General features: G+C 68.0%; 20 protein-coding genes. All 20 read left to right on the plus strand.

Features of this window, described 5'->3' with window-relative positions; genetic code table 11:
* Nucleotides 1–1,305, plus strand: coding sequence for a phage head morphogenesis protein (locus tag GTK09_RS06425; RefSeq protein ID WP_163462074.1), 1,305 nt, complete (start codon nucleotides 1–3; stop codon nucleotides 1,303–1,305).
* Between the two features lie 148 nt (nucleotides 1,306–1,453).
* A complete protein-coding gene (locus GTK09_RS06430; protein ID WP_163462075.1) occupies nucleotides 1,454–1,789 on the plus strand; it encodes a hypothetical protein in 336 nt (111 codons plus the stop codon).
* Between the two features lie 243 nt (nucleotides 1,790–2,032).
* Nucleotides 2,033–3,139 (plus strand): phage protease, encoded by a 1,107-nt coding sequence (locus GTK09_RS06435; RefSeq protein WP_163462076.1) that lies wholly within the window; start codon nucleotides 2,033–2,035, stop codon nucleotides 3,137–3,139.
* Nucleotides 3,136–3,516, plus strand: coding sequence for a hypothetical protein (locus GTK09_RS06440; protein ID WP_163462077.1), 381 nt, complete (start codon nucleotides 3,136–3,138; stop codon nucleotides 3,514–3,516). Before GTK09_RS06435 ends, GTK09_RS06440 begins: the two co-directional genes overlap by 4 nt.
* Before the next feature lie 47 nt (nucleotides 3,517–3,563).
* Nucleotides 3,564–4,535, plus strand: a complete 972-nt coding sequence (locus GTK09_RS06445; RefSeq protein ID WP_163462078.1) for a capsid protein — start codon at nucleotides 3,564–3,566, stop codon at nucleotides 4,533–4,535.
* 42 nt (nucleotides 4,536–4,577) lie between these two features.
* A complete protein-coding gene (locus GTK09_RS06450; protein WP_163462079.1) occupies nucleotides 4,578–5,138 on the plus strand; it encodes a hypothetical protein in 561 nt (186 codons plus the stop codon).
* 246 nt (nucleotides 5,139–5,384) lie between these two features.
* Nucleotides 5,385–5,693, plus strand: a complete 309-nt coding sequence (locus GTK09_RS27750; RefSeq protein WP_312869678.1) for an acyl carrier protein — start codon at nucleotides 5,385–5,387, stop codon at nucleotides 5,691–5,693.
* Entirely contained in the window at nucleotides 5,690–5,818 is a 129-nt protein-coding gene (locus GTK09_RS27755; RefSeq protein WP_281353344.1) for a hypothetical protein, read from the plus strand. Before GTK09_RS27750 ends, GTK09_RS27755 begins: the two co-directional genes overlap by 4 nt.
* The gene (locus GTK09_RS06460) at nucleotides 5,818–6,252 is read left to right on the plus strand and encodes a gp436 family protein (RefSeq protein ID WP_246217763.1); all 435 of its coding nucleotides are present in this window, start codon (nucleotides 5,818–5,820) and stop codon (nucleotides 6,250–6,252) included. The genes GTK09_RS27755 and GTK09_RS06460 overlap by 1 nt, the downstream gene beginning before the upstream one ends.
* Nucleotides 6,252–6,839, plus strand: a complete 588-nt coding sequence (locus tag GTK09_RS06465; RefSeq protein WP_163462084.1) for a phage virion morphogenesis protein — start codon at nucleotides 6,252–6,254, stop codon at nucleotides 6,837–6,839. The genes GTK09_RS06460 and GTK09_RS06465 overlap by 1 nt, the downstream gene beginning before the upstream one ends.
* Entirely contained in the window at nucleotides 6,836–7,264 is a 429-nt protein-coding gene (locus GTK09_RS06470; RefSeq protein ID WP_163462087.1) for a phage tail terminator protein, read from the plus strand. The genes GTK09_RS06465 and GTK09_RS06470 overlap by 4 nt, the downstream gene beginning before the upstream one ends.
* Before the next feature lies 1 nt (nucleotide 7,265).
* The gene (locus tag GTK09_RS06475) at nucleotides 7,266–7,484 is read left to right on the plus strand and encodes a hypothetical protein (protein WP_163462089.1); all 219 of its coding nucleotides are present in this window, start codon (nucleotides 7,266–7,268) and stop codon (nucleotides 7,482–7,484) included.
* Between the two features lie 4 nt (nucleotides 7,485–7,488).
* The gene (locus GTK09_RS06480; RefSeq protein WP_163462091.1) at nucleotides 7,489–8,418 is read left to right on the plus strand and encodes a phage tail tube protein; all 930 of its coding nucleotides are present in this window, start codon (nucleotides 7,489–7,491) and stop codon (nucleotides 8,416–8,418) included.
* A 52-nt stretch (nucleotides 8,419–8,470) separates the two neighbouring features.
* Nucleotides 8,471–8,845: a hypothetical protein gene (locus GTK09_RS27150; RefSeq protein WP_203560909.1), complete on the plus strand. Its 375-nt coding sequence runs from the start codon at nucleotides 8,471–8,473 to the stop codon at nucleotides 8,843–8,845.
* The gene (locus GTK09_RS06485) at nucleotides 8,776–9,222 is read left to right on the plus strand and encodes a DUF1799 domain-containing protein (RefSeq protein WP_203560910.1); all 447 of its coding nucleotides are present in this window, start codon (nucleotides 8,776–8,778) and stop codon (nucleotides 9,220–9,222) included. Before GTK09_RS27150 ends, GTK09_RS06485 begins: the two co-directional genes overlap by 70 nt.
* Nucleotides 9,222–12,902, plus strand: coding sequence for a phage tail length tape measure family protein (locus GTK09_RS06490; protein ID WP_163462094.1), 3,681 nt, complete (start codon nucleotides 9,222–9,224; stop codon nucleotides 12,900–12,902). Before GTK09_RS06485 ends, GTK09_RS06490 begins: the two co-directional genes overlap by 1 nt.
* The gene (locus GTK09_RS06495) at nucleotides 12,899–13,255 is read left to right on the plus strand and encodes a hypothetical protein (RefSeq protein WP_163462096.1); all 357 of its coding nucleotides are present in this window, start codon (nucleotides 12,899–12,901) and stop codon (nucleotides 13,253–13,255) included. Before GTK09_RS06490 ends, GTK09_RS06495 begins: the two co-directional genes overlap by 4 nt.
* 29 nt (nucleotides 13,256–13,284) lie before the next feature.
* Nucleotides 13,285–13,761 (plus strand): DUF1833 family protein, encoded by a 477-nt coding sequence (locus GTK09_RS06500; protein ID WP_163462098.1) that lies wholly within the window; start codon nucleotides 13,285–13,287, stop codon nucleotides 13,759–13,761.
* Nucleotides 13,761–14,168 (plus strand): C40 family peptidase, encoded by a 408-nt coding sequence (locus tag GTK09_RS06505; RefSeq protein WP_163462100.1) that lies wholly within the window; start codon nucleotides 13,761–13,763, stop codon nucleotides 14,166–14,168. The genes GTK09_RS06500 and GTK09_RS06505 overlap by 1 nt, the downstream gene beginning before the upstream one ends.
* Nucleotides 14,165–20,124 (plus strand): host specificity factor TipJ family phage tail protein (locus tag GTK09_RS06510; RefSeq protein WP_163462102.1); only part of this gene is annotated, 5,960 nt, incomplete at its 3' end. The genes GTK09_RS06505 and GTK09_RS06510, both read left to right, overlap by 4 nt.

Below are 20,124 nucleotides of genomic sequence, written 5' to 3' on the forward strand. Positions count from 1 at the left end.
GTGGCGATCGAGATCGAGGCGCTGCCCTTCACCGAGGCGATCGCCGCGCTGGAGCGGCGTGGCACGACCCTCAAGCCGCAGTTCTCCTGGCTCGACGACTGGCAGTCCGATCACGCCTCCATGTTCACGGTCGCCAAGAGCGCCGGTTTCGACGTGGCGGGAGATATCTTCGACGGGCTTTCAAAGGCGCTTTCGGAAGGGCGAACGGTTGCCGATTTCTCGAAAGAGCTGAAGCCGCTCCTCCAGGCCAAAGGCTGGTGGGGCAAGCAGATCGTGGCGGACCCCGCGACCGGCGAAGATGTCGTGGCGCAACTCGGCTCGACCCGCCGGCTCGAATTCATCTTCGACGTCAACATGCGGGTCAGCTACGCCGCCGGTCACTGGTCGAGCTTCGAGCGCAACAAGGCGGCGCGGCCGTTCCTGCGCTACGTTCACCTGGAGGGGCAGGAGCATCCGCGCCTGCAGCACCAGGCTTGGCACAACACCGTTCTTTCGGTCGATCATCCCTGGTGGGAAACCCATGCCTGCCCGAATGGCTGGGGCTGCCATTGCACACTGCAGAGCCTGTCGCCGCGGGACGTCGACCGGCTGCTGGCGCGCGGAGTGCCGCTCAAGTTCGACCCGCCGCCGGGCGGCACGCGCGAATGGCTGAACAAGCGAACCGGCGAGATCCAGACGATCCCCGACGGGATCGATCCCGGCTGGGCGTACAATCCGGGCAAAGCGGGGTACGAGGCCCAGCGGGCGGCCTCGGCCGAGAAGCTCTCGCGCTCGGCCGAGGCGGTGGCGGTCAAGGTTTCAAGACCGGGTGAAGCGGGGGCGACCGCTGCCGCGGCGCGAATGCGCCACGCCGGGCAGCTCGTCGACGAGCCGGCCTTCGGCGCGCTCATCGAGGCAGCGAAGACCTTCGATCACAAGGATCGGTCTCCCGCCTCGTCGCAGGCTGGGCGCAGGGCCGTGGCAATCGCCATCCTCTCCGATGAGCAACGGCGGGAGATCGGGGCCGAGACGAGCAGCGTCGTCCTGTCGCTGCACACGGCGGCCAAGCAGCTCGCGCATCATCCGGACATCGAGCGCAGCGACTACAAGCTCGTCCAGGAGCTGATCGAGACGGCAGAGGTCCGCGTCGCCGAGGGGGAACGCGAACATGCGTTTGGCGGCTTCGTGAATGGAAGCGCCTGGTGGGCCGTCGTGAAGAGCATTCGCGAGAGCGCCGAGGTATTTCTCACGTCGTTCCGCCGGATGAGCCGCCGGCAGATCCGCATGAAAGGTCTGAAAGGGAAGGATGGACCTGGAGGGTCGTAAGTCCCTCGCGGCTCATGGCCGGCTGTACAGTATGGCTCAGGTCCGTTCACAACATAGTCGATCCGCGACGGGGCGACAACGGCAAGACGCTTCGCTAGAAGATCCGCCACCAAGCCGATCCACCATCGCCCGCCTGCCGGAGACCACCATGCCTGACGAGGCTTCGACCTTTTCTCCCGCACTCGAATGGCGTCGCGCCTGGCGAGGGGAAGGCGCCGAAGACTTCATCGCGCTTTGGAAGGGTACGGCGGTCGGCCGGTTCTATCGCTACGACGTCTCGTCTCTTCTCAATGGGCAATGGTTGTGGACGGTCTTCGCGTTTCACCGATCGCCCACGGCTGAAAGCGGATGTTTGAACGGGTTCGTGGACGGCCCCGCAAGCAAGGCGGCCCGCGTTGTGGAGGAAGCTTTCGAACGGGCCAGAACGGTCTGGGGGGTGCCGGACGTGATCCGTTTCGCCCCGCCTCACACAGAGGCTCGCTGACGCGCGAAAGCCATTCCCGACGCGCCGTTGCCCGTCTCAGGCCCCCGAATCGCGCTGGTGCCCTTTGAAGACCCTTTGACGGCGATCCTGTTCCCGATCATTGTCGGGCATCGGCGCCCGGCGGCGGCGATTCCCCTTCCGACAGATCTGCCATCACGCGCCACCGGGACATGTCCCGACTGAAAAACCCTGTCCGGTCCTGCGATGGTCCGGGCCATGACACGCCCCGCAAACCATTCTGATTTGGCCCTTCTTTCGATCGATGACGCGCGATGCGTCTCGACCGGCGAGGTCGTTGTCGCTCTCGCTGCGACGGCGAGCACATCCGCAGGGTCGGCGCCGGCCTGGATCAAGATCGCACCGCGCGGACGGGTCGCCACCCGTGACGGGCGCTCCTACGCCTTCGATCCGGAAGGGCTTGCCGCCCGCTTTGCCGTCGACGACGTCAAGGTGCCGGTGGATTTCGAGCACGGCACCATTCACCTCGCGGCCAAGGGCCAGCGGACCGATGCCATCGGCTGGATCGAGGAGCTCGCCGCGCGTGACGACGGGCTCTATGGCCGCGTCGACTGGCTCGATACCGGCAAGGCGGCACTCGCCGCCCGCACCCATCGCTACGTCTCGCCGACCTTTCCGCACGATGCGAGCGGCAACGCCGTCTTCCTGCATTCGGTCGCGCTGGTGACGGCGCCGGCGCTCTCGAACATGCCGGCGCTTGCCGCCGCCCATTCCCCGCAACCATCCACGGACAGCGCCATGAGCGAAAAGATCGCGGCCGCCCTCGGGCTCGCCGCCGGAACCAGCGAGGCCGCCATCCTGGCAGCCATCCCCGGCCTGGTGAAGAAACTCGACGAGGGCAAAGTCGTCACGGCCCTCGGGCTTCCCGCCAACGCCGACGAAACCGCCATCCTGTCGGCGATCGCCGATCTGAAGAAGAAGCCGGATGGCGACGTCGCCAGCCTCCGGGCGGAGCTTTCGACGACGCAGAGCGAACTTGCCGCCCTGCAGGCGACGACGCGCAAGGGCGTCGTCGACACCCTGCTCGACACGGCGCTGAAGGAAAAGCGCATCGTGCCGGCCCAGCGCGAGAGCTACGCCGCGCTCTGCGCGACCGATGCCGGCCTGACGCAGGTCACGGCCCTCCTGGCTGCCACGCCGCCAGCGCTGGGCGCCTCCGGCCTCGACGGCAAGCTGCCCGGTGAGGGCGGAACGAAGGCCGTCGACCCGGTAGCGCTCGCCGCCAAGGCCAACGCCTATCTCTCGGCCCAGACCGCGGCCGGAAACCCCATCAGCTACATCGACGCCTTTGCCCACGTGCAGGCTGAAGCCGAGAAGGATGCGGCCAAGTGAGCTACGCCCTCAATCGCGACATCCGTTCCTTCCAGGCCGCCGGCGCGATCGGCGGCCGTCTGATCGTCGCCGCCTCCGGTCCGGCGGGCGACATCGCCACGGCCGTCGCCCGGCAGGGCTTTGGCGTCGCCGAGCGGGTGGGTTCCGAGGCCGGCCAAATGTGCGACGTCACCGTCGCCGGGATGACCGAAGTCATCGCCGGCGGTGACCTCGACTTCGACGATCCGGTGACCTCCGACGCCAACGGCCGGGCCGTCAAGGCCGTCGCCGTGGCCGGCCAGACGGTCCGCATCGTCGGCTTCATCCGCGGCGAAGGCACCACCGGCGACATCCTGCCGATCCAAGTCGCGCCGAGCCTCCTCGCAACGCCGGCCTGACGGGCTCGCAGCCGTCACCTTCATCCGAAGCACAGGATTTCCGCCCAATGGCACCGAACCGCCCGTTTCCCGTCGATCCGATCCTCACCGGCTTCGCGATCGGCTACCGCAACCCGGCCTATGCCTTCATCGCCGACGACGTTCTGCCGCGCACCCCGGTGATGGGCGAGCGTTTCTCCTGGACCGAGTATCCGCTGGAGGAAGGCTTTAGGGTCGTCGACAACCGCGTCGGGCGCACCGGCCGGGTCAACCGGGTCGAGTTCACCGGCACCCGGCGCGATTCCTCGGTCGAGGATTTCGGCCTGGAAGCGCCAATTCCCAACTCCGACATCGATGCGGCGGAGAAGATGAAGGCGCAGGGCCTCGGCAACTTCGATCCGCGCCAGCGGGCGGTGATGGGGATAGAGGACTACAACCAGATCAACCGCGAGATCCGCGTTGCCAGCCTCGTCCAGAGCCCGGCGAGCTACCCGACCTCGCAGAAGATGGCGCTGTCGGGCACCGACCAGTTTTCCGACTACGACAATTCAGATCCGATCGGCGTCATCAAGGACGTCATCGACTCCACCCTGGTCTTCCGGCCCAACCAGGTGACGATGGGCCATCGCGACTGGACCATCCTCTCCTCGCATCCCAAGCTGATCAACGCCGTGAAGGGTGGGCTCACCACCGAGGGCATGATCACCCGCCAGCAGTTCGCCGATCTCTTCGAGCTGAAGAAAGTGCTGGTCGGCGAAGCCTATATGGACGCCGCGAAGTTCGGCCACGCCGCCGACATCCAGCGGGTCTGGGGCGGCAACATGGTCTTCCAGTTCGTGAACCCCTCTGCCGACGTCAATGCCGGCACGATCACCCACGGCTTCACGGCGACCTACGGCACAAAGATCTCCGGTTCGATGCCCGATCCGAACGTCGGCCTCGAAGGCGGCGAGACGGTGCGGTCGGGCGAGCGGATCAAGGAGCTGATCGTCGCGCCGGGCGTGAGCTTCCTCCTCCAGGACGTCGTCGCTCCGGCCTGATCCGCCGGCCTCTCCGCAAGTTCTTCGAAAAGGCTTTGAACGATGGCGAAAGACACGACCAAACCCCGCGGCACGGACAGCACGCCGCCTGCCGCTTCCGGCGCCGCACCGACCACGCTGGACGCGGCTGCGACCGCGGCCGCTGCAGCCGAAGCTGCACAGGAGAGCGGCGCGATGAAGGTGACGAGCGAAGCGGCGACGCAGCCGGTTCTGGAGACGGTGCAGACCTCGACGTCGCCGGATGGCGAACCGCGCTCGGCCGAGATAGAGCCGCAGATGCCGCGCTCGGCTGCGTTCCGGGCCCGAACCGCCGGATCGGTCTTCGATCCCGGCTTTCCGGGAAGCGGACGCTCGACCTACGCCGGGACGTTGCCGGCGCGAACCCGGGTGCTGCCGGGCGGCGAACGCATCGCGATCACCGCCGTCGCGCCGGATACCGAGACCCGCGAGTTTACCGCGACGATCCGCATCCTGAAATCGAAGACGCTCTACGAGCCCGGCGCCATGGTGCCGCTCACCCGGCGTGACTTCGAAGCCAAGCGCTCGCACGGCTCGGTCGTCGAGCGGTTCTTCGAGGACGGCCTGGAGGTCGCGGCCGAATAATCGTCGTCGGAACGGTGGGGCTCGTCCCGCCGGCGATCGGCGCGGCCCGATATCAAGAGGGCCGCGCCACTGCAATACCAGCGGGCCCCGGCCCCCATGCTGGCGGTCGTGCCGGACGAGCAGCGCCAATGCTGCCGGCGCGCCAGCGGACGGGGAAGGCCCCGAGCGGACCCACAGGCCACGCAGGCGCCTGCCGCATCCCTTCGAGGTCCGGGGCTCGGAGGATCCTCAATCAGGAGCCCCAACGTGACCAGCCCCGCAACTCCAATACTCACATCCTCCGCCAACGTGGCTCCGGCCGAGATCCGCGCGACCGTCGCCGACAAGGTGCGGTCCGTCATCGTCGACTGCCTCGGCGTGGCGGCGTTCGAGGTCACCGAAGGGGCGTCGCTTGCCGAGGATCTCGGCGCCGACAGCCTCGACATGGTCGAGATCGCGCTCGAGCTGGAGTCGGAGTTCGGCGTCACCCTCGACGACGAGACGGTCGACCAGGTGTCGATCGTCAAGGATTTCGTCGAGGCAGTCACATCCTGCCTGGCAAGGCGCGCAGCATGAGCGCCGGGTTCCGGATCTCGGCCGCGCTTGGCGGCACAGTTGCCATCCTGGCTCTCTCCTATGGCCTGGCACTCCTCGGCGAACCGAGCAGCGTCTGGCTGTGGCAGATGGCGGGGGCGCTGTGATGGAGGATTTCGCGACCAAGCAGGATCTGATCGACCGGTTCGGGCAGACCGAACTCGTCCAGCTCACCGACCGCACCAACCGGCCGCCGACGACGGTCGACGACACGACGGTGTCCCAAGCGCTCGGCGATGCCTCGGCGTTGGCGTCGGGCTATGTCGGCAAGATCTACCAGCTGCCATTCGCGGAGGTTCCGCCGGCGCTGGTGAAGTCGGTGGCCGACATCGCCCGCTATTATTTGCACGGCAGACGCGCTGAAAAGGATGGCGAGGTCGAGCGCGCCTACAAGGAAGCCGTCGGCTGGCTGAAGGACATCGCCCGGGGCGTGGTGCAGCTCGACGTCGGCGGTGTGCCGCCGGCGCAGCCCGAGGGCGGCTCTGTCCAGATCTCTGGGCCGCAGCGGCGGTTTTCCCGCGACACGCTGAGGGGCATGTGATGGCGGCCGAGGGCATCCGGATCGTCGTCGACGACGCCGTCGTCATGGAAGCGCTGTTGCGGCTGGAGCAGCGCGATCGCTCGAACGCGATCAACGCGATCGGCGCCTATCTGGTGACGGCCACTCAGCAGCGCTTCGAGCGCGAACAGGGGCCGGATGGTAGGCCCTGGCAGCGGCTTTCGCCTCGCACAGCCAACGCGCGGATCGGCAAGACGCGGCGGGGCTACGACCACATACTGCGGGTGAAGAACCGGCTTTATTCGAGCGTCAAGTACCAAGCCGATGCGGCCAGTCTGGCCGTCGGCACGAACGTCGACTATGCGGCGATCCAGCAGCTCGGCGGCACGATCAAGAAGCCGGCGCGCCGGCAGACGATCTACCAGCGCTACAATCCGAAGACCGGGGATCTCGACCAGCGCTTCGTGAAGCGCTCGCGCTCGAATTTCGCTCGCCACGTCGACGTCGCGGCTCATTCGATCACCATCCCGGCGCGGCCTTATCTTGGCATCTCCGACGAGGACCGCGCCGAGATCCTGGAGATCGTCGCCGACACCGAGCGCCGGTCGCTTGCAGGAGGCGGCCGATGATCGTCGCCGAGATCGAGGCTCGCCTCGTCGAGCGCTGCCAAGCTTCCTTCGCGATCATCGCAGGAGCGATCGACCTGGCGCGGGTCAAGGAGCGGCCGCCGGCCTCACCCGCCGCCTATGTCGTGCCGATCCGCGAGGTCAGCGCCGAGAACAGCCGCATGACCGGCGTCTCTCAGCGGACCGAGATGGACGTCGGCGTCGTCATCATCGTCGACAACGTCTCGGACGACACCGGCGCTGCTGCCGGCAAGGATCTGGAGTCGCTGAAGGCAATCGTTCGCAAGGCCCTGATCGGGTGGCAGCCGGCGAGCGCCGAGGACGTCATCATCCACGTCTCGGGCGAGATGACGAGCGCTAAGGGCGGCACCGTGTGGTGGGAAGAGCAGTTCGCCACCGCCTACTACCAGAACGACGAGGAGAGTTGAGATGCCGGTGAGACAAGGCGGACGAACGATCCGCGACCCGAAGACGGGGAAGGAAAAGCACGAGGGCGGCACCCGTCAGGAACGGACCGAGGGCGAGATCCCCAAGGACCACCCAGCCAAGACGCGGCTCGCCGAGCAGGCAAAGGCCGAGGCGCCCGCGACCGAGGAGCCACCGAAGATTGAGGGCGGCAAGGCCGCAGCGCCGAAGGGGAAGGACTGAAGCCATGGCCACCCGCAAATTCCGCAAGCTCGCGGCGCTGACGAAGATCGAGACGACATACGGCGTCGACGCCGTGCCGACCGGCGCGGCCGACGCCATGCTGATGACCGACGTCGCCTTCACGCCAATGGAAGGCCAAGAGGTCAGTCGCGATCTGCTGCTCCCGTATCTCGGCCACCAGGGTGTCGAGCTGGCCGGGCTCTATGCCCGGCTGCAGGGCTCGGTAGAGATCGCCGGCGCCGGCGCGGCCGGAACTGCGCCGGCCTATGGGCCGCTGCTTCGGGCGTGCGGAATGGCCGAGGACGAGGAGACCGGCGTCTCAGTCTCCTATCTGCCTGCCTCCGCCAACGAAGAGGCGGCTTCGATCTACTTCAACGCCGACGGCGTCCGTCACGTCCTGCTCGGCTCGAGGGGCACCTGGACCGCCAATCTCGCGCCGAACCAGGTCCCGCGCTTTCGCTTCGACATGATGGGCCTGCTCGGCACGATCACCGATGCGGCGCTGCCGACGGTCGACGTGGACGCCTTCAAGCGTCCGAAGGTGGCCAGCAAGGCTCAAACTGTGATGTCGCTGTTCGGCTGGACGGCGATCGCCGAGAGCCTGGCGCTCGATTACGGCAACCAGGTCGAGGCGCGGTTTCTGATCGGCGCGGAATCGATGGAGATCACTGATCGCCGTTCGACCGGCACCGCCGTGGTCGAGGCCAAGAGCATGGCGACCAAGGACTGGTTTGCCATCGCCAAGGCTCGCACCCGAGGCGCGCTGTCGCTCGTCCACGGCGTCGCCGCCGGCAACATCGTCGAGTTCGCGGCCCCGCAGGTCGAGATTGGCCGGCCGACGCAGGGCCAGACCCAGGGCATCCTCAACTATTCGCTGCCGCTGATGCTCTGCCACGACACCGGCGACGACGAGCTGTCGATCGTCGTCCGCTAGCCCCCCACGCGCTGCACTTCAGCCCCTTCAAACGCCCTTCGAAGGATCTTCCATGGCCAACTTCGTCCTCGCCGAAACCTACCGCTACTGGTGGCCGGTCACCGTCCACATTCCCGACCCGAAAGCCGCCGGCAAGACCATCGCCCAGGCCTTCGAGATGGAATTCGAGGCCATTCCCCAGGACGAGGCCGAGGCATTGCAGGCCGCCTATCTGGCCCTCGAAACCGCGGAGGAGCGGGCCGCTCATCAGCACGACCTTCTCAAGCGCGTCTCCAAGGGATGGCGGAATGTCGAGGCGCCGGGCGGCGGCGAACAGCCCTTCAGCGAGCACGCCTTCGACAAGGCGCTGCAGTTTCCGTGGTTCCGCGCAGGGGTCTACCGCGCGATGTCGCAGTCGATGTCCGGCGAGGCGCGATCGGGAAACTGAGGGCGGCGGCGCGCGCCGCCGCCTTTGCGTGGGCAGGACGGGCCGATCCCGCCCTCTCGGCGCGAATCGACGAGGACCTTCAGGCGCAGTTCGCGGCGCTCGGCGTCGCGGTGGATCTCGAAGAAGCGGAAGACGGGGAGAGCGACGACGTGGCGGTGTGGGCGATCAACTGGCAGACGGTGCGGGCGTTTCTTGCCTGCGCGACGTGCTGGCGCGTCGCCGTCGGCCTCGCCGGTATGACGCGCCTCGGGCTCGACTATGCCGGCGTCGACGCGATGCTGCGGCGCCGCGGCTTCGACGACGTCGACTTTGCCGATCTGCAGCTGATGGAAGAGGCGGCACTCGAAGCCTTCGGCGAAGTGGCGGAGGGCAATTGATGGTCCAGCCGCTGAAGTTCTCGATGATCATGACGCTCGACGCCAAGGGCGTCGGGCAAGGCGCGAAAGACGCGCGTCAGGAGATCACCGCGACCGGCCAGGCGGCCAAGGCCGCCGGCGGCGACCTCGGCACGATGACGGCAGCGATGAAGGCCGAGGCCGCCGCGGCCGAGGACGTCCGGCGTGCGTTGAGCGGCGCGGCCGGAGCGGAGGTCGCCTATCGCGAAGAGGTGCAGCGGCGGCTCGGTGCGAACCAAAACCGGGTCGGCGCACCGCTTCTGCCTCCCGGGTTGGGCGGCGGGAGCGGCGGCCCGACCGACCTGCCGCCGCAGAACCAGTCACCGATGCTCGCCGAGATCCGCGAGCGCTACAATCCGCTCTACAAGATCGGCCAGGACTACAAGCGGACGCTCGCCGAGATCGCCGCCGCCGAGCGCACGGCCGGGCTCGCCAGCGCCGAGGCGAACGTCTACCGCCGCCAGGCGGCCGAGCTTGCCGAGCGGCAGATGCGGGCACTGACCCGAGGCGAGCGCAATCAATCGGTGGCGGGCGGATTCCTGCAGAGGGTCGGCTTCCGGCCCGACCAGGGGATGAACCTGCTCCGGCAGGGCGGCGACGTCGGCACCATGGCGCTGATGGGCGCCTCGGCGACCCAGATCCTGACCAGCCAGGGCTTCCAGATCGCCGAGGTCTTTGCCGATGCCGAGGGCGGTGCCAAGAAGGCACTGAAGGGCATCGGGCAGGAAGTGCTCGGCCTGACGCGGTTCATCACGCCAGGGACAGTTGCCATGACGGCCTTTGCCGGCGCAACTGCCGTCATGGCGCTGCGGACGAGCGAGGCAGAACGCTCGATCACCGAATCGGAAAAGGCGGTCCGCAGTTACAACGAGGCGCTAAAGGACACCAGCACGATCTATGGCGACGTTTCCGCCGGGGCGGCAGCGGTCATGTCGCGAGAACTCCGAGTTTCGCCGGACCTCGCGCAGGCCCGCCTTGATGCGGCGGTCCGCCAGCAACAGCTGGCAAGAGGTCAAGCGTCGGACGCCGTCGTCGAGAACGTCGCGAACTTCCGGACCTCGACCCTCGAAGGGCTTCAGAGCGCGGCCGACTGGCTGACGAATTCGAACTATCGTCGGACCGTCGGGGACGTTCAGTCGCTGGTCTCGGAACTGGTGCGAGGCAAGGCGAACGCCGCCGAATTCCAGGAAAGCCTTGCCGACATTCGGCTCGATCCGGATACGCCGGACGCCGTGCGCAAATGGATCGACGAGCTGCTCTCGCTTTCCGACGCGGCGCGGCAGGCTGAGGCTCGGGCCGTCGCCTTACGCAAAGCCGTGGAGGAAACGCGCCGCGCGGCCGCCAGAGGCGCCTACCGGGAGGCCGCTGGCGAACTCGCCTCGCTGGTGCCTGCGAATCTAACGTCGCGCCAGGAGATCGAGCGGGCCTATTCCCAAACGATCGGCCGGATCCACGAGCTGCGCGAAAGCCCGCGTTTCGTTGAGGGCAAGAGAAACATCGCCGACGCGCAGCGCAAGGCGGCCCTCGACGAACTGACCCGCCAGGAAGAGATCCGCCGGCAGGGCGTGTTGCTCGACATCCAGTCGATCGGCGCCCGCACAACAGCCGAGCGGGCGGCGATCGAGAGCGCGAAGGCGTTCAACCAGGCGCTAACCGATCCGAGCCTCGAAGAGCATGAGCGGCGGCTGCGCGGCAGCGAGGCGGCGCTACGGGTCTATGCCGAGGCACAGCGCGAGGCGAATGACGCTGCCCGGAATGCGGCAGACGAACTGGCGCTGGCCGGACTTGAGGGGCATGCCCGTCAGCTCGCGGCGATCAATCAGGAGGTCGCCCGGCAGATCGAACTCAATCCGCAGCTCGCCGAGACCTGGCAGGCCTATGGCGCGGCGCGGCGGGCGGCGCTGGCGATCGAGACGCGGCAGAGCCTCTTTCGGCCGCAGGAAGAGGAGCTGGCGAAGATCGAGGCCGAGGCCGCGGCGATCGGCGCCTCCGCGGCGGAGCGCCGGCGGATCATGGCGGATCTGCAGGCCGAGCAGGACATCCGCCGGGCTGGCATCGACGTGATGAGCGATGAGGCAGATGGCTATCGCCAGAACGCCAGGGCGCTCGCCGAATACCGGGCCGACGTCGAACGGGCCGGCGAGGCCTGGCAGAGCGTCCAGGCGGCCGGGTCGAGCGCTCTCGACACGTTGCTCGATGCGGGCCTCGACAGCTCAGCCTCCATCGCCGACGCTTTCGACCAGGCCGGCAAGGACATCGTCAAGTCACTCTTCGACCTGTCCGTCCGCAATCCGCTGCAGAACCTCCTGACCGGTGCCGAGGCCCCGACGCTCGATGATCTCGGCGGCTTCGAGGGGATCTGGGCACGCATCACCGGACAGGAGGTGAAGAAGCCGACGGCGCCCGCGATCACGCTCGCCGAGCGCGGTTCCTCGACCGACATGCCGCTGTACGTCTCGCTGGTCGGCCCGGGCATCGGGAGCATGCCCGGCTTGATCGGGCCCGGTGGGGCTGCGGGCGCCCTCGACCGGCTCGCGTCGGGGTCGGGCGAAGGCGCCTTCCTGCAGCTCGTCCGGAGGGCTGAGGGAACGGAAGGACCAAACGGCTACAACACGACCCTCGGCTACGGTGCCTTCACCGGCGGCGAGAAAAACCTCAGCGGCATGACGCTCGACCAGATCGATGCGCTGCAGACGGCGATGCTGCGGCACCCTCAGAACGCCTTCAATTCGTCTGCCGTCGGCGCCTACCAGATCGTCCGCACGACGCTTCGCGGCCTGCGGGACGAGATGGGGCTTTCCGGTGAGACGCTGTTTTCGCCGCAGCTGCAGGACACGATGGCGTTGCGGCTGGCGGACAGCCGGGGCGCCTCGGTCTCGGGCCTGCGCAACGAGTGGGAGGGCCTGCGCGGCGTTGGCGGCGATCAGATCCTCGCAGCCTATCAGTCGCAGATGAAGGCGACGGCTTCGACCCTGTCGCAGTCCGCCTCTGCCCTGGGGCCCGCCGCGAACCAGTTCACCAGCGGGATGGAGCAGACGCTCAACGGCACGCTGCTCGGAGGTGTCGGCCAGATCGCCGATCAGTTCGTCCCTGGGCTCGGTGGCGTCCTGCAGCAGCTCATCCGCGATATCGGCAATGTCGGCGGCGGCGGGATCGGCAAGCTTTTGGGATCGCTCTTCGGCGGAGGTTCCGGGGGCGCGGACCCTTGGGCCGGGATGCGCTTTGACACCGGCGGCTACACCGGCGACGGACCACGGCACGCGGTTGCCGGCTACGTCCATGCCGGCGAGGTCGTCTGGAACCAGGACGACGTGAAGGCCGCCGGCGGCCCGAAGGCGGCCGAGGCGATCCGCATCGGCATCCGCAGCGGCGGCCGGGGCTATGAGCATGGCGGCGTGGTCGGCGGCGACCGGCCGGTCAGCGGTGCCAGGCAGGCTTCCGCCGGAACCTGGTCAGCGCCTGCGCCGATCGTCCAGATCTTCGATCAGCGCCGCGGCGGGGAGGATATCGAACGGCGCGAGGGCGTCGGGCCTGACGGCGAGCGCCGCCTGGAGATCTACGTTCGCGACAAGGTGAGAGAAGAGGTGACCGGTGCCGGCACCGACACCAATCGCGTCTTGCGCAGCGGTTACGGCGTCGCGCCGGGGCTGGTGACACGATGAACGTCTGGCCCGCAACCTTGCTGCAGCACGCCGAGCGAGAGGGCTTCCGGCGGGGCTTCGGCGACGGCCGCCTGTCGACGCCGACCGAGGCGGGACCAACCCGAACGCGCCGGCGCTTCTCCTACGTGCCCGAGCCGCTGCAGTGCGCCTTCCAGATGACGGATACGCAGCTGGCGACGTTCAAGGCCTTCGTCGCCGATACACTAAGGGGCGGCACGCTTCCCTTCCGCATGCCGGCGCAGCGGGAGGACGGCGAGTGGATCGTCAAGTTCGGCGAGACCATGCCGTCCCCGGTGCCGGCCCGCACCCGGACCAAATGGCTCGTCACCCTCGATCTCGTGAGGCTGCCATGAGAACGGTTTCGCTAGACCTCCGGAAGGCAATGTTCGACGACGAGACCGGCGAGGTCGTGGTCCTGCTTCTGGCCTTCGATCATCCCGATCTCGACGAGCCGATGCTGATCTCCAGCGACAATGCCGATCTCGTCGATTTCGAGGAGCAGCTGCGCGGGACCGTCAGTCGCGGCGCGACCTATCATTTCATGCCGATGGAGATCGCGCTGCCGGAGGAGGGCGAGGACGCGCAGCCGACCTTGCGCCTCACCGTCTATGACGTCGGCCAGGAGCTCGAGCCGCTTCTGCAGAAAAGCGTCACGCCGGCGACGGTGACGGCCGAGATCGTGCTCGCCTCGGCGCCAGACGATCCCGAGGTCCAGTTCGCCGACTTCGAACTGACGCAAGCCGCCATCGAGGCCGGCAATGCCGTCCTCGACCTCACCGTCGACACGCTCGCCTCCGAGCCCTTCCCGGCCGACACCTTCACGCCTGGCCGGTTCGGCGGTCTCTGGACGACGTTCTGATGGGCAGCCGCTTCGACAGCCTCGTCGGATTGCCCTGGCTGGAGCGAGGCCGCAGCCGGGACGGCTGCGACTGCTGGGGGCTCGTCCTGATCGCCTTCCGTGAACTTCTCGGGGTCGATCTGCCGAGCTTTGCGGACTCCTACCAGACGACGGCGGACCGTCTGGCGATCGCCGACATCCTCAGCGGTGCGCGCGAACCATGGATCGCGATCTCCCCGGCGGATGCTCGGCCGATGGATGTCGTCGAGATGCGCGAGCGGCCCTGGCATGTCGGCCTCGTCATCGGGCGGGGCCAGATGCTGCACATGCCGGCGCAAAAGACCGCGCTCATCGAGCCCTTTACGACGGGTCGGCATGCGCCGCGGGTGACCGGGATCTTCAGGCATGTCTCGCAGGTGGCGTCGTGAACTCGCTCGTCCGGAGCCCGATCCAGGGCGAGCTGCTCGGCCCCGGCGAGACTGTCGAGGTCGTAGCGGCGCTTCATCCGCTGAAGCGCGAACGCGTGCGGATCCGAGTGCCCTCCGGATCGAGCGTTGCTGAGGTGGTGGAGATTTGCGCCGCCGAGGGCAAGGTCTCGCGGCTCGCGGTCGGCGCCCATGTGTCCGTCAATGGCGAGACGGTCGCGCAGGAACGTTGGGACGGACATCGCGTCGTCACCGGAGATGTCGTCGTCGTGCGGGCCGTCGCGGGCAAGGCCGTGGGCAATCTTCTGCGGACGATTCTCTCTATCGCGCTCGTTGTGTTCGCGTCCTTCATCGTCGGACCGTCTGTCCTGGGCATCGCAGGCACGATCCTCGGCACGGTCGTCTCGGCGGCGATCGTCTTCGGCGGCAACCTCGCCCTGAATTCGCTGTTCCCGGCGACCGACACCCGCGCAATCGACGACCGCAAGCAAGTCTATTCGATCTCCAGCCGGCAGAACCAGGCGGCACGCTGGCAGCCGATCCCCGTCGTCCTGGGCGAGCATCGTGTCGCCGCCAAATATGCGGCCTCGCCCTACACCGAGTTCGACGGCGACGATCAGTATCTCCGGATGCTCTTCGTCTGGGGCCATGGCCCGCTCGAACTCTCCGCGATCAAGATCGGCGAGACGCCGATCGAGGATTTCGACGACGTCGAGATCCAGACGTTCGGCGGCTATCCCGACGACGGCCAGCAGACGCTCTATCCGAGTGAGGTCGTGCAGCTCGATCTCGGCAATCTCGAACTCGCCCAGGAGGACGGGCTCGTCAAACGATCGAGCGCGGCCGAGGCGAGCGAGATCGTCGTCGACGTCGTCTGGCCGAACGGTCTCGTCAATATCGACACCAGCACCGGCGACAAGGGCAAGCATACCTGGCGCGGCACTCTGACCCTTCGTGACGACGACACCAATGCGGTGTTGCGAACGATCCTGATCGTCGAGAGCGCCAAGAGCTACGACCCGATCCGCAAGAGCTATCGGTTCAAGGATCTCGACGGCGTCAGGGCCTACAGCGTCGGCCTGCAGAAGACCTCCGACGACCATGGCGACGATCACGCCGACACTGCGATCTGGTCGGCATTGAAAACCTTCCGGACGTCGCCCCCGATCGAATACGGCAAGCCACTGGCGATCACGGCGCTGCGGATCCGGGCGACGAAGCAGCTGAACGGCGTCATCACCGACCTGACCGCTCTGGCGCGAGCGAAGGCGAAGAGCTGGACCGGTTCGGCCTGGATGGACGATACGCCCACCCGAAGCGCCGCCGACCTCTTCCGGCTGGTGCTCCAGGGGCCGGGCAACGCAAGGCCCAAGACCGACGCGCAGATCGACCTCGCCGCGGTCGAGCGCTGGGCCGATCTCTGTCGGCTCTTCGGCTGGACCTTCGACATGTACCGGGACTTCAAGGCCTCGGTGCGCGACACGCTGAAGGATATCTGCGCGGCCGGGCGAGCCGTCCCGGTGTTCGTCGACGGCAAGTTCTCGGTGGCGATGGAGGACAGCCTCGCGCCGATCGTCCAGGCCTTCACGCCGCGCAACAGCCGCAATTTCTCGGTCGTCTATAACTACCGCGAGCTGCCGCACGGCCTGCGCGTCAAGTTCGTCAACCGGGACAAGGACTATGTCGAGGACGAGACCCTCGTCTTCGACGACGGCTGGAACAAGGAGACGGCAACCCTCTTCGAGCAGGTCGAGTTTCCAGGTGTCACCGATCCGGATCTGATCTTCCGTCATGCCCGCTATCGGATCGCCGAGGCCAAGCTGCGCAGCCGCGTGCTGCGTTTCACCACCGACCTGGAACACCTCGTCTGCAGTCGCGGCGACCGGCTGCGGATCGCTCATGACGTCGTCAAATTGGGTTTGAGCCAAGGTCGCATCCGGGCGGTCGCCGGCAACGAGGTGGCCGTCGACGAGCCGGTCGTGATGGAGGCCGGCAAGAGCTACGGCATGCGCGTTCGCAAGGCGAGCGTCGTGGAGACGGTGCTGGCGATCGCCAACGATCCCGGCGAGCACCATACCGTCACCTTCACCGGCACAACGCCCTCGGTCGGCGATGCCTTCATGTTCGGCCTTGCGGGCGAGGAGACGGCCGTCTTCCGGCTCCTGTCGATCAAGCCGGGCAAGAACTTCTCCGCCGAGCTGCAGGTCGTCGACGACGCGCCGGGCATCACCTCGGCCGACACGGGCCCGATCGTCGATCCCGGCAGTGCCGTCGTCGTCGACCCGCCACTCGCCCTCTATCGGCCGCGCAATCTCTCGCTCGCGCAGTCGATCGAGCAGCGGGACGGCATCAACGCCCAGATCACCAAGGTCTACTGGACCGTTCGCGCCGGCGGGCCACGCATGGATCGATATCTCTTGGTGGCGCAGGCCGCGATCGACGGCGTCCTCACCGAGCACCGGGCGACGGTGGCCGGCGACGTCTTCTTCGCCGAATTCGTCAATCTGGAAACCGCCGACTGGACGTTCCGCGCACAGGGCTTCACGGTCGACGGGCGTTGGACAGGGTTCTCGGACCCGATCACCCTCGACCAGATCCTGCCGGAAGACGTGATCGGCGTCGGCCTCGGTCAACTGACCCAGGCCACACGTGAGCTCCTTGCCACGATCCGGGCCGATATCGACGCGGCCGTCGAGGACGCCGAGACGCTGGCGAGCGAGCTGCAGGCCCAGGCCAACGACCTCGCCGCCGAAGCGCAGGCGCGGGTGGCCGAGGACGTCGCTCTCGCCGACGAGCTTGCCGCCGAGGCGCAGGCGCGGATCGCGGCCGTCGCCGCCAATGCCGCCGCGGTGGCCGCCGAGGCGCAGGCCCGGCTGGCGAGCGTCCAGGCGTTGGCTGACGATCTCGCGGCCGAGGCGCAGGCACGGGGAGAGGACGTCGCCACGCTTGCCGCAGCCGACGCGGCGCTGGCCGAGGACCTCGCCGCCGAGGCGCAGGCAAGAGGCGACGCCGTCGCAGATCTCGCGGCCGAGGACGCCGCGCTGGCGCAGGAGATCGCCACCGAGGCGCAGGCACGGATCGCAGACATCGCCGCCGAGACCGACGCCCGCACGCAGGCAGTGGCCGATCAGGCTGCCGCGCTCACCGCCGAGGCGGCGGAGCGGCTGGCCAACATCCGGGTCCAGGCGCTCGATCTCAGGGCGCTCGCCGATCGTCTGCTCGACATCGACGCGCTGATGGCGGAATCGGCGACCCTCGGTCTCGATCAGATCCGCGAGGTGCGGACCCGCATCGACGTCGTGCGCGACGGCATCACCGCCGCTTATACCGATGCGATCACGCTGGCGACCGGCCCGAGCTCGGCGCTGGCGCAGCGGATGACCGGCCTCGAAGCGGAGATCGTCGAGGAGTCGTCGTCGCGCTCGGCCGAGGTCACCCGCCTCGACCAGGCGATCGTCACGGGGGATGCGGCCGCAGCCTCGTCCCGCGAGGTGCTGGCGACGCAGATCCGCGGCGGCTACGACGGATCGGACGCTGCGCTCGCCGGCGGGATGATCGGCAGCCTGCGCTCGACCTTCGCCTCGCAATACGAGGCGCTGACGGAAAGCCTGGTTTCGCTGCAGGCGGGCGTCGACGAGCAGTTCGACTTCCAGCAGCTCTGGCTGTTCGACGACGACGGCGAAGGCTGGGCCGGCAACGGCGCGCCGACGTGGATCCCGGGCGGCTGGCTGCGCCCGGCCGATCATGCCAGCGATCCCTATGTCGCCTCGGCCGATGGGCTCGGCGTTTCCGGCGATCAGTACGGCCAGGTGCGGGCGCGCATCCGGCGGACCGGATCGCCCGTCTGGGAGGGGCGGCTGTGGTGGACCCTCGCCGAGGGCGCCGGATGGTCAGCGCCACAGAGCGTGACGATTGCCGAACCGACCTTTGCCGACAACGGCACCGCCGTCGTCGTCTGGGAAACCGACGCCACCGGCACCATCGAGCGGCTGCGGCTCGACCTTTCGGCCGCGCAGACGGCGAGCGATTATTTCGAGATCGACTGGATCGCCATCGGCCGCCCGTCGCCGGGGGCCTCGATCGCCTCGCAGGAGGCGCTGCGGCAGACGGTGGTCAACGGTCTCGCCAGCGAGGCGACGGCGCGCGAGCAGCTGGCGACGAGCCTGACGGGCGCGGCCGATCCGGACGGTCTCGCCCTCGGCGACCTATCCTCCGGTCTCCTCTATCAGGAGCGCACCGCCCGGTCCTCGGCCGACGCGGCGCTGTCGCAGAGCATCCTCGGGCTGGAGGCGTCCCTCGATGACGCCGAGACCGCTCTGTCGGCGAGTGCGACGGCGCTGCAGTCGCTGACGACGCGGGTATCCACCGCCGAGGGCACGATCGACGGCCAAGGGGCCGCCATCGTCGCCAATTCAGAGGCGCTGACGGCCCTTGAAGGGGAAGTGGCCGGCAAGGCCTCGTCTACGGCGCTCGATCAGCTGTCGCAGGAAGTCGCGACGCTCGGCGGCGATGGCCTGCAGAGCCAGGCGAGCGCGCTGCGCAGCGTGACGGCGCGGCTGCTCGATCTGGAGATGGGCCTCGCAGAACAGGAAGCGCTCGGTCTCGTCGGCGACCATGCGACGCGGCAGGCGGTAGCGACCGCCTATGAGCAGCTCGACGCCTATACGCGCCTCGTCGAGGGACGGGTGGAGACAGAGGCAAAGCGCGTGGACGGCCTGTCGCTGACCCTCGGCGGCAAGGCGGATCTGTCGATCGTCAACGCCACCCGGGCCGAGGTGGTCGCGCAGGGGTCGCTGCTGCAGACGCAGGTCGCCGCGGTAACTTCGCTTCAGCAGGCGATCGGCACCAAGGCGGACCTTCAGGCGGTCACGTCCCTGTCGCAGGCGGTTGACCAGCAAGGCGCGGACATTGCTCTGGTCAACAGTGCCCTGACATCGCTGCAGGGGGAGGTGGCGGACAAGGCGAGCGGCTCGGTGGTCGCCGCGCTGTCGCAAGCGGTCGAGCAGCAGGGTGAGGCCATCGCACTAGTCAACAGCGCGGTGACGTCGCTTGAGGGTGAGGTGGACGGCAAGGCGGACGGTTCAGTCGTCGATGCTTTGTCGCAAACGATCAATCAACAGGGCGATGCCATCGGCTTGGTCAACAGCGCCGTCACGTCGCTGCAGGGTGAGGTGGACGGCAAGGCGAGCGGCTCGGTGGTCACCGCCTTGTCGCAGGCGGTCGATCAGCAGGGCGAGGCCATTGCCCTGGTCAACAGTGCCCTGACATCGCTGCAGGGCGAGGTGGACGGCAAGGCGGACGGATCGGTGGTGGCCGCGCTGTCGCAGGAGGTCAATCAGCAGGGCGAGGCCATCGACCTGGTCAACAGCGCGGTGACGTCGCTGCAGGGCGAGCTGGGCGGCAAGGCGGACGGTTCAGTCGTCGACGCTTTGTCGCAAACGGTCAATCAGCAGGGCGAGGCCATCGCCCTGGTCAACAGCGCGGTAACGTCACTGCAGGGTGAGGTGGACGGCAAGGCGAGCGGCTCGGTGGTCGCCGCCCTGTCGCAGGCGGTCGATCAGCAGGGCGAGGACATCGCTCTGGTCAACAGCGCCCTGACATCGTTGCAGGGAGAGGTGGACGGCAAAGCGGACGGTTCGGTCGTCGACCAGCTGTTTCAGGAGGTCGCGACGCTCGGCGGCGATGGCTTTGCCAGCCAGGCGGGCGCCCTGCGCAGCGTTACTGCGCGGCTGCTCGATCTGGAGATGGGCCTTGCCGAGCAGGAGGCCCTCGGTCTTGCGGGCGACCAAGCGACGCGCCAAGCCGTCGCGACCGCCTATGAGCAGCTTGACGCTTATACACGCCTCGTCGACGGTCGGGTGGAATCCGAGGCCAAGCGGGTGGACGGCCTGTCGCTGACCCTCGGCGGCAAGGCGGATGTATCGGTCGTCAACGCCACTCGAGCCGAGGTGGTCGCGCA

The sequence above is a fragment of the Jiella pacifica genome (genome assembly GCF_010500815.1).
Lineage (GTDB): Bacteria > Pseudomonadota > Alphaproteobacteria > Rhizobiales > Rhizobiaceae > Jiella > Jiella pacifica.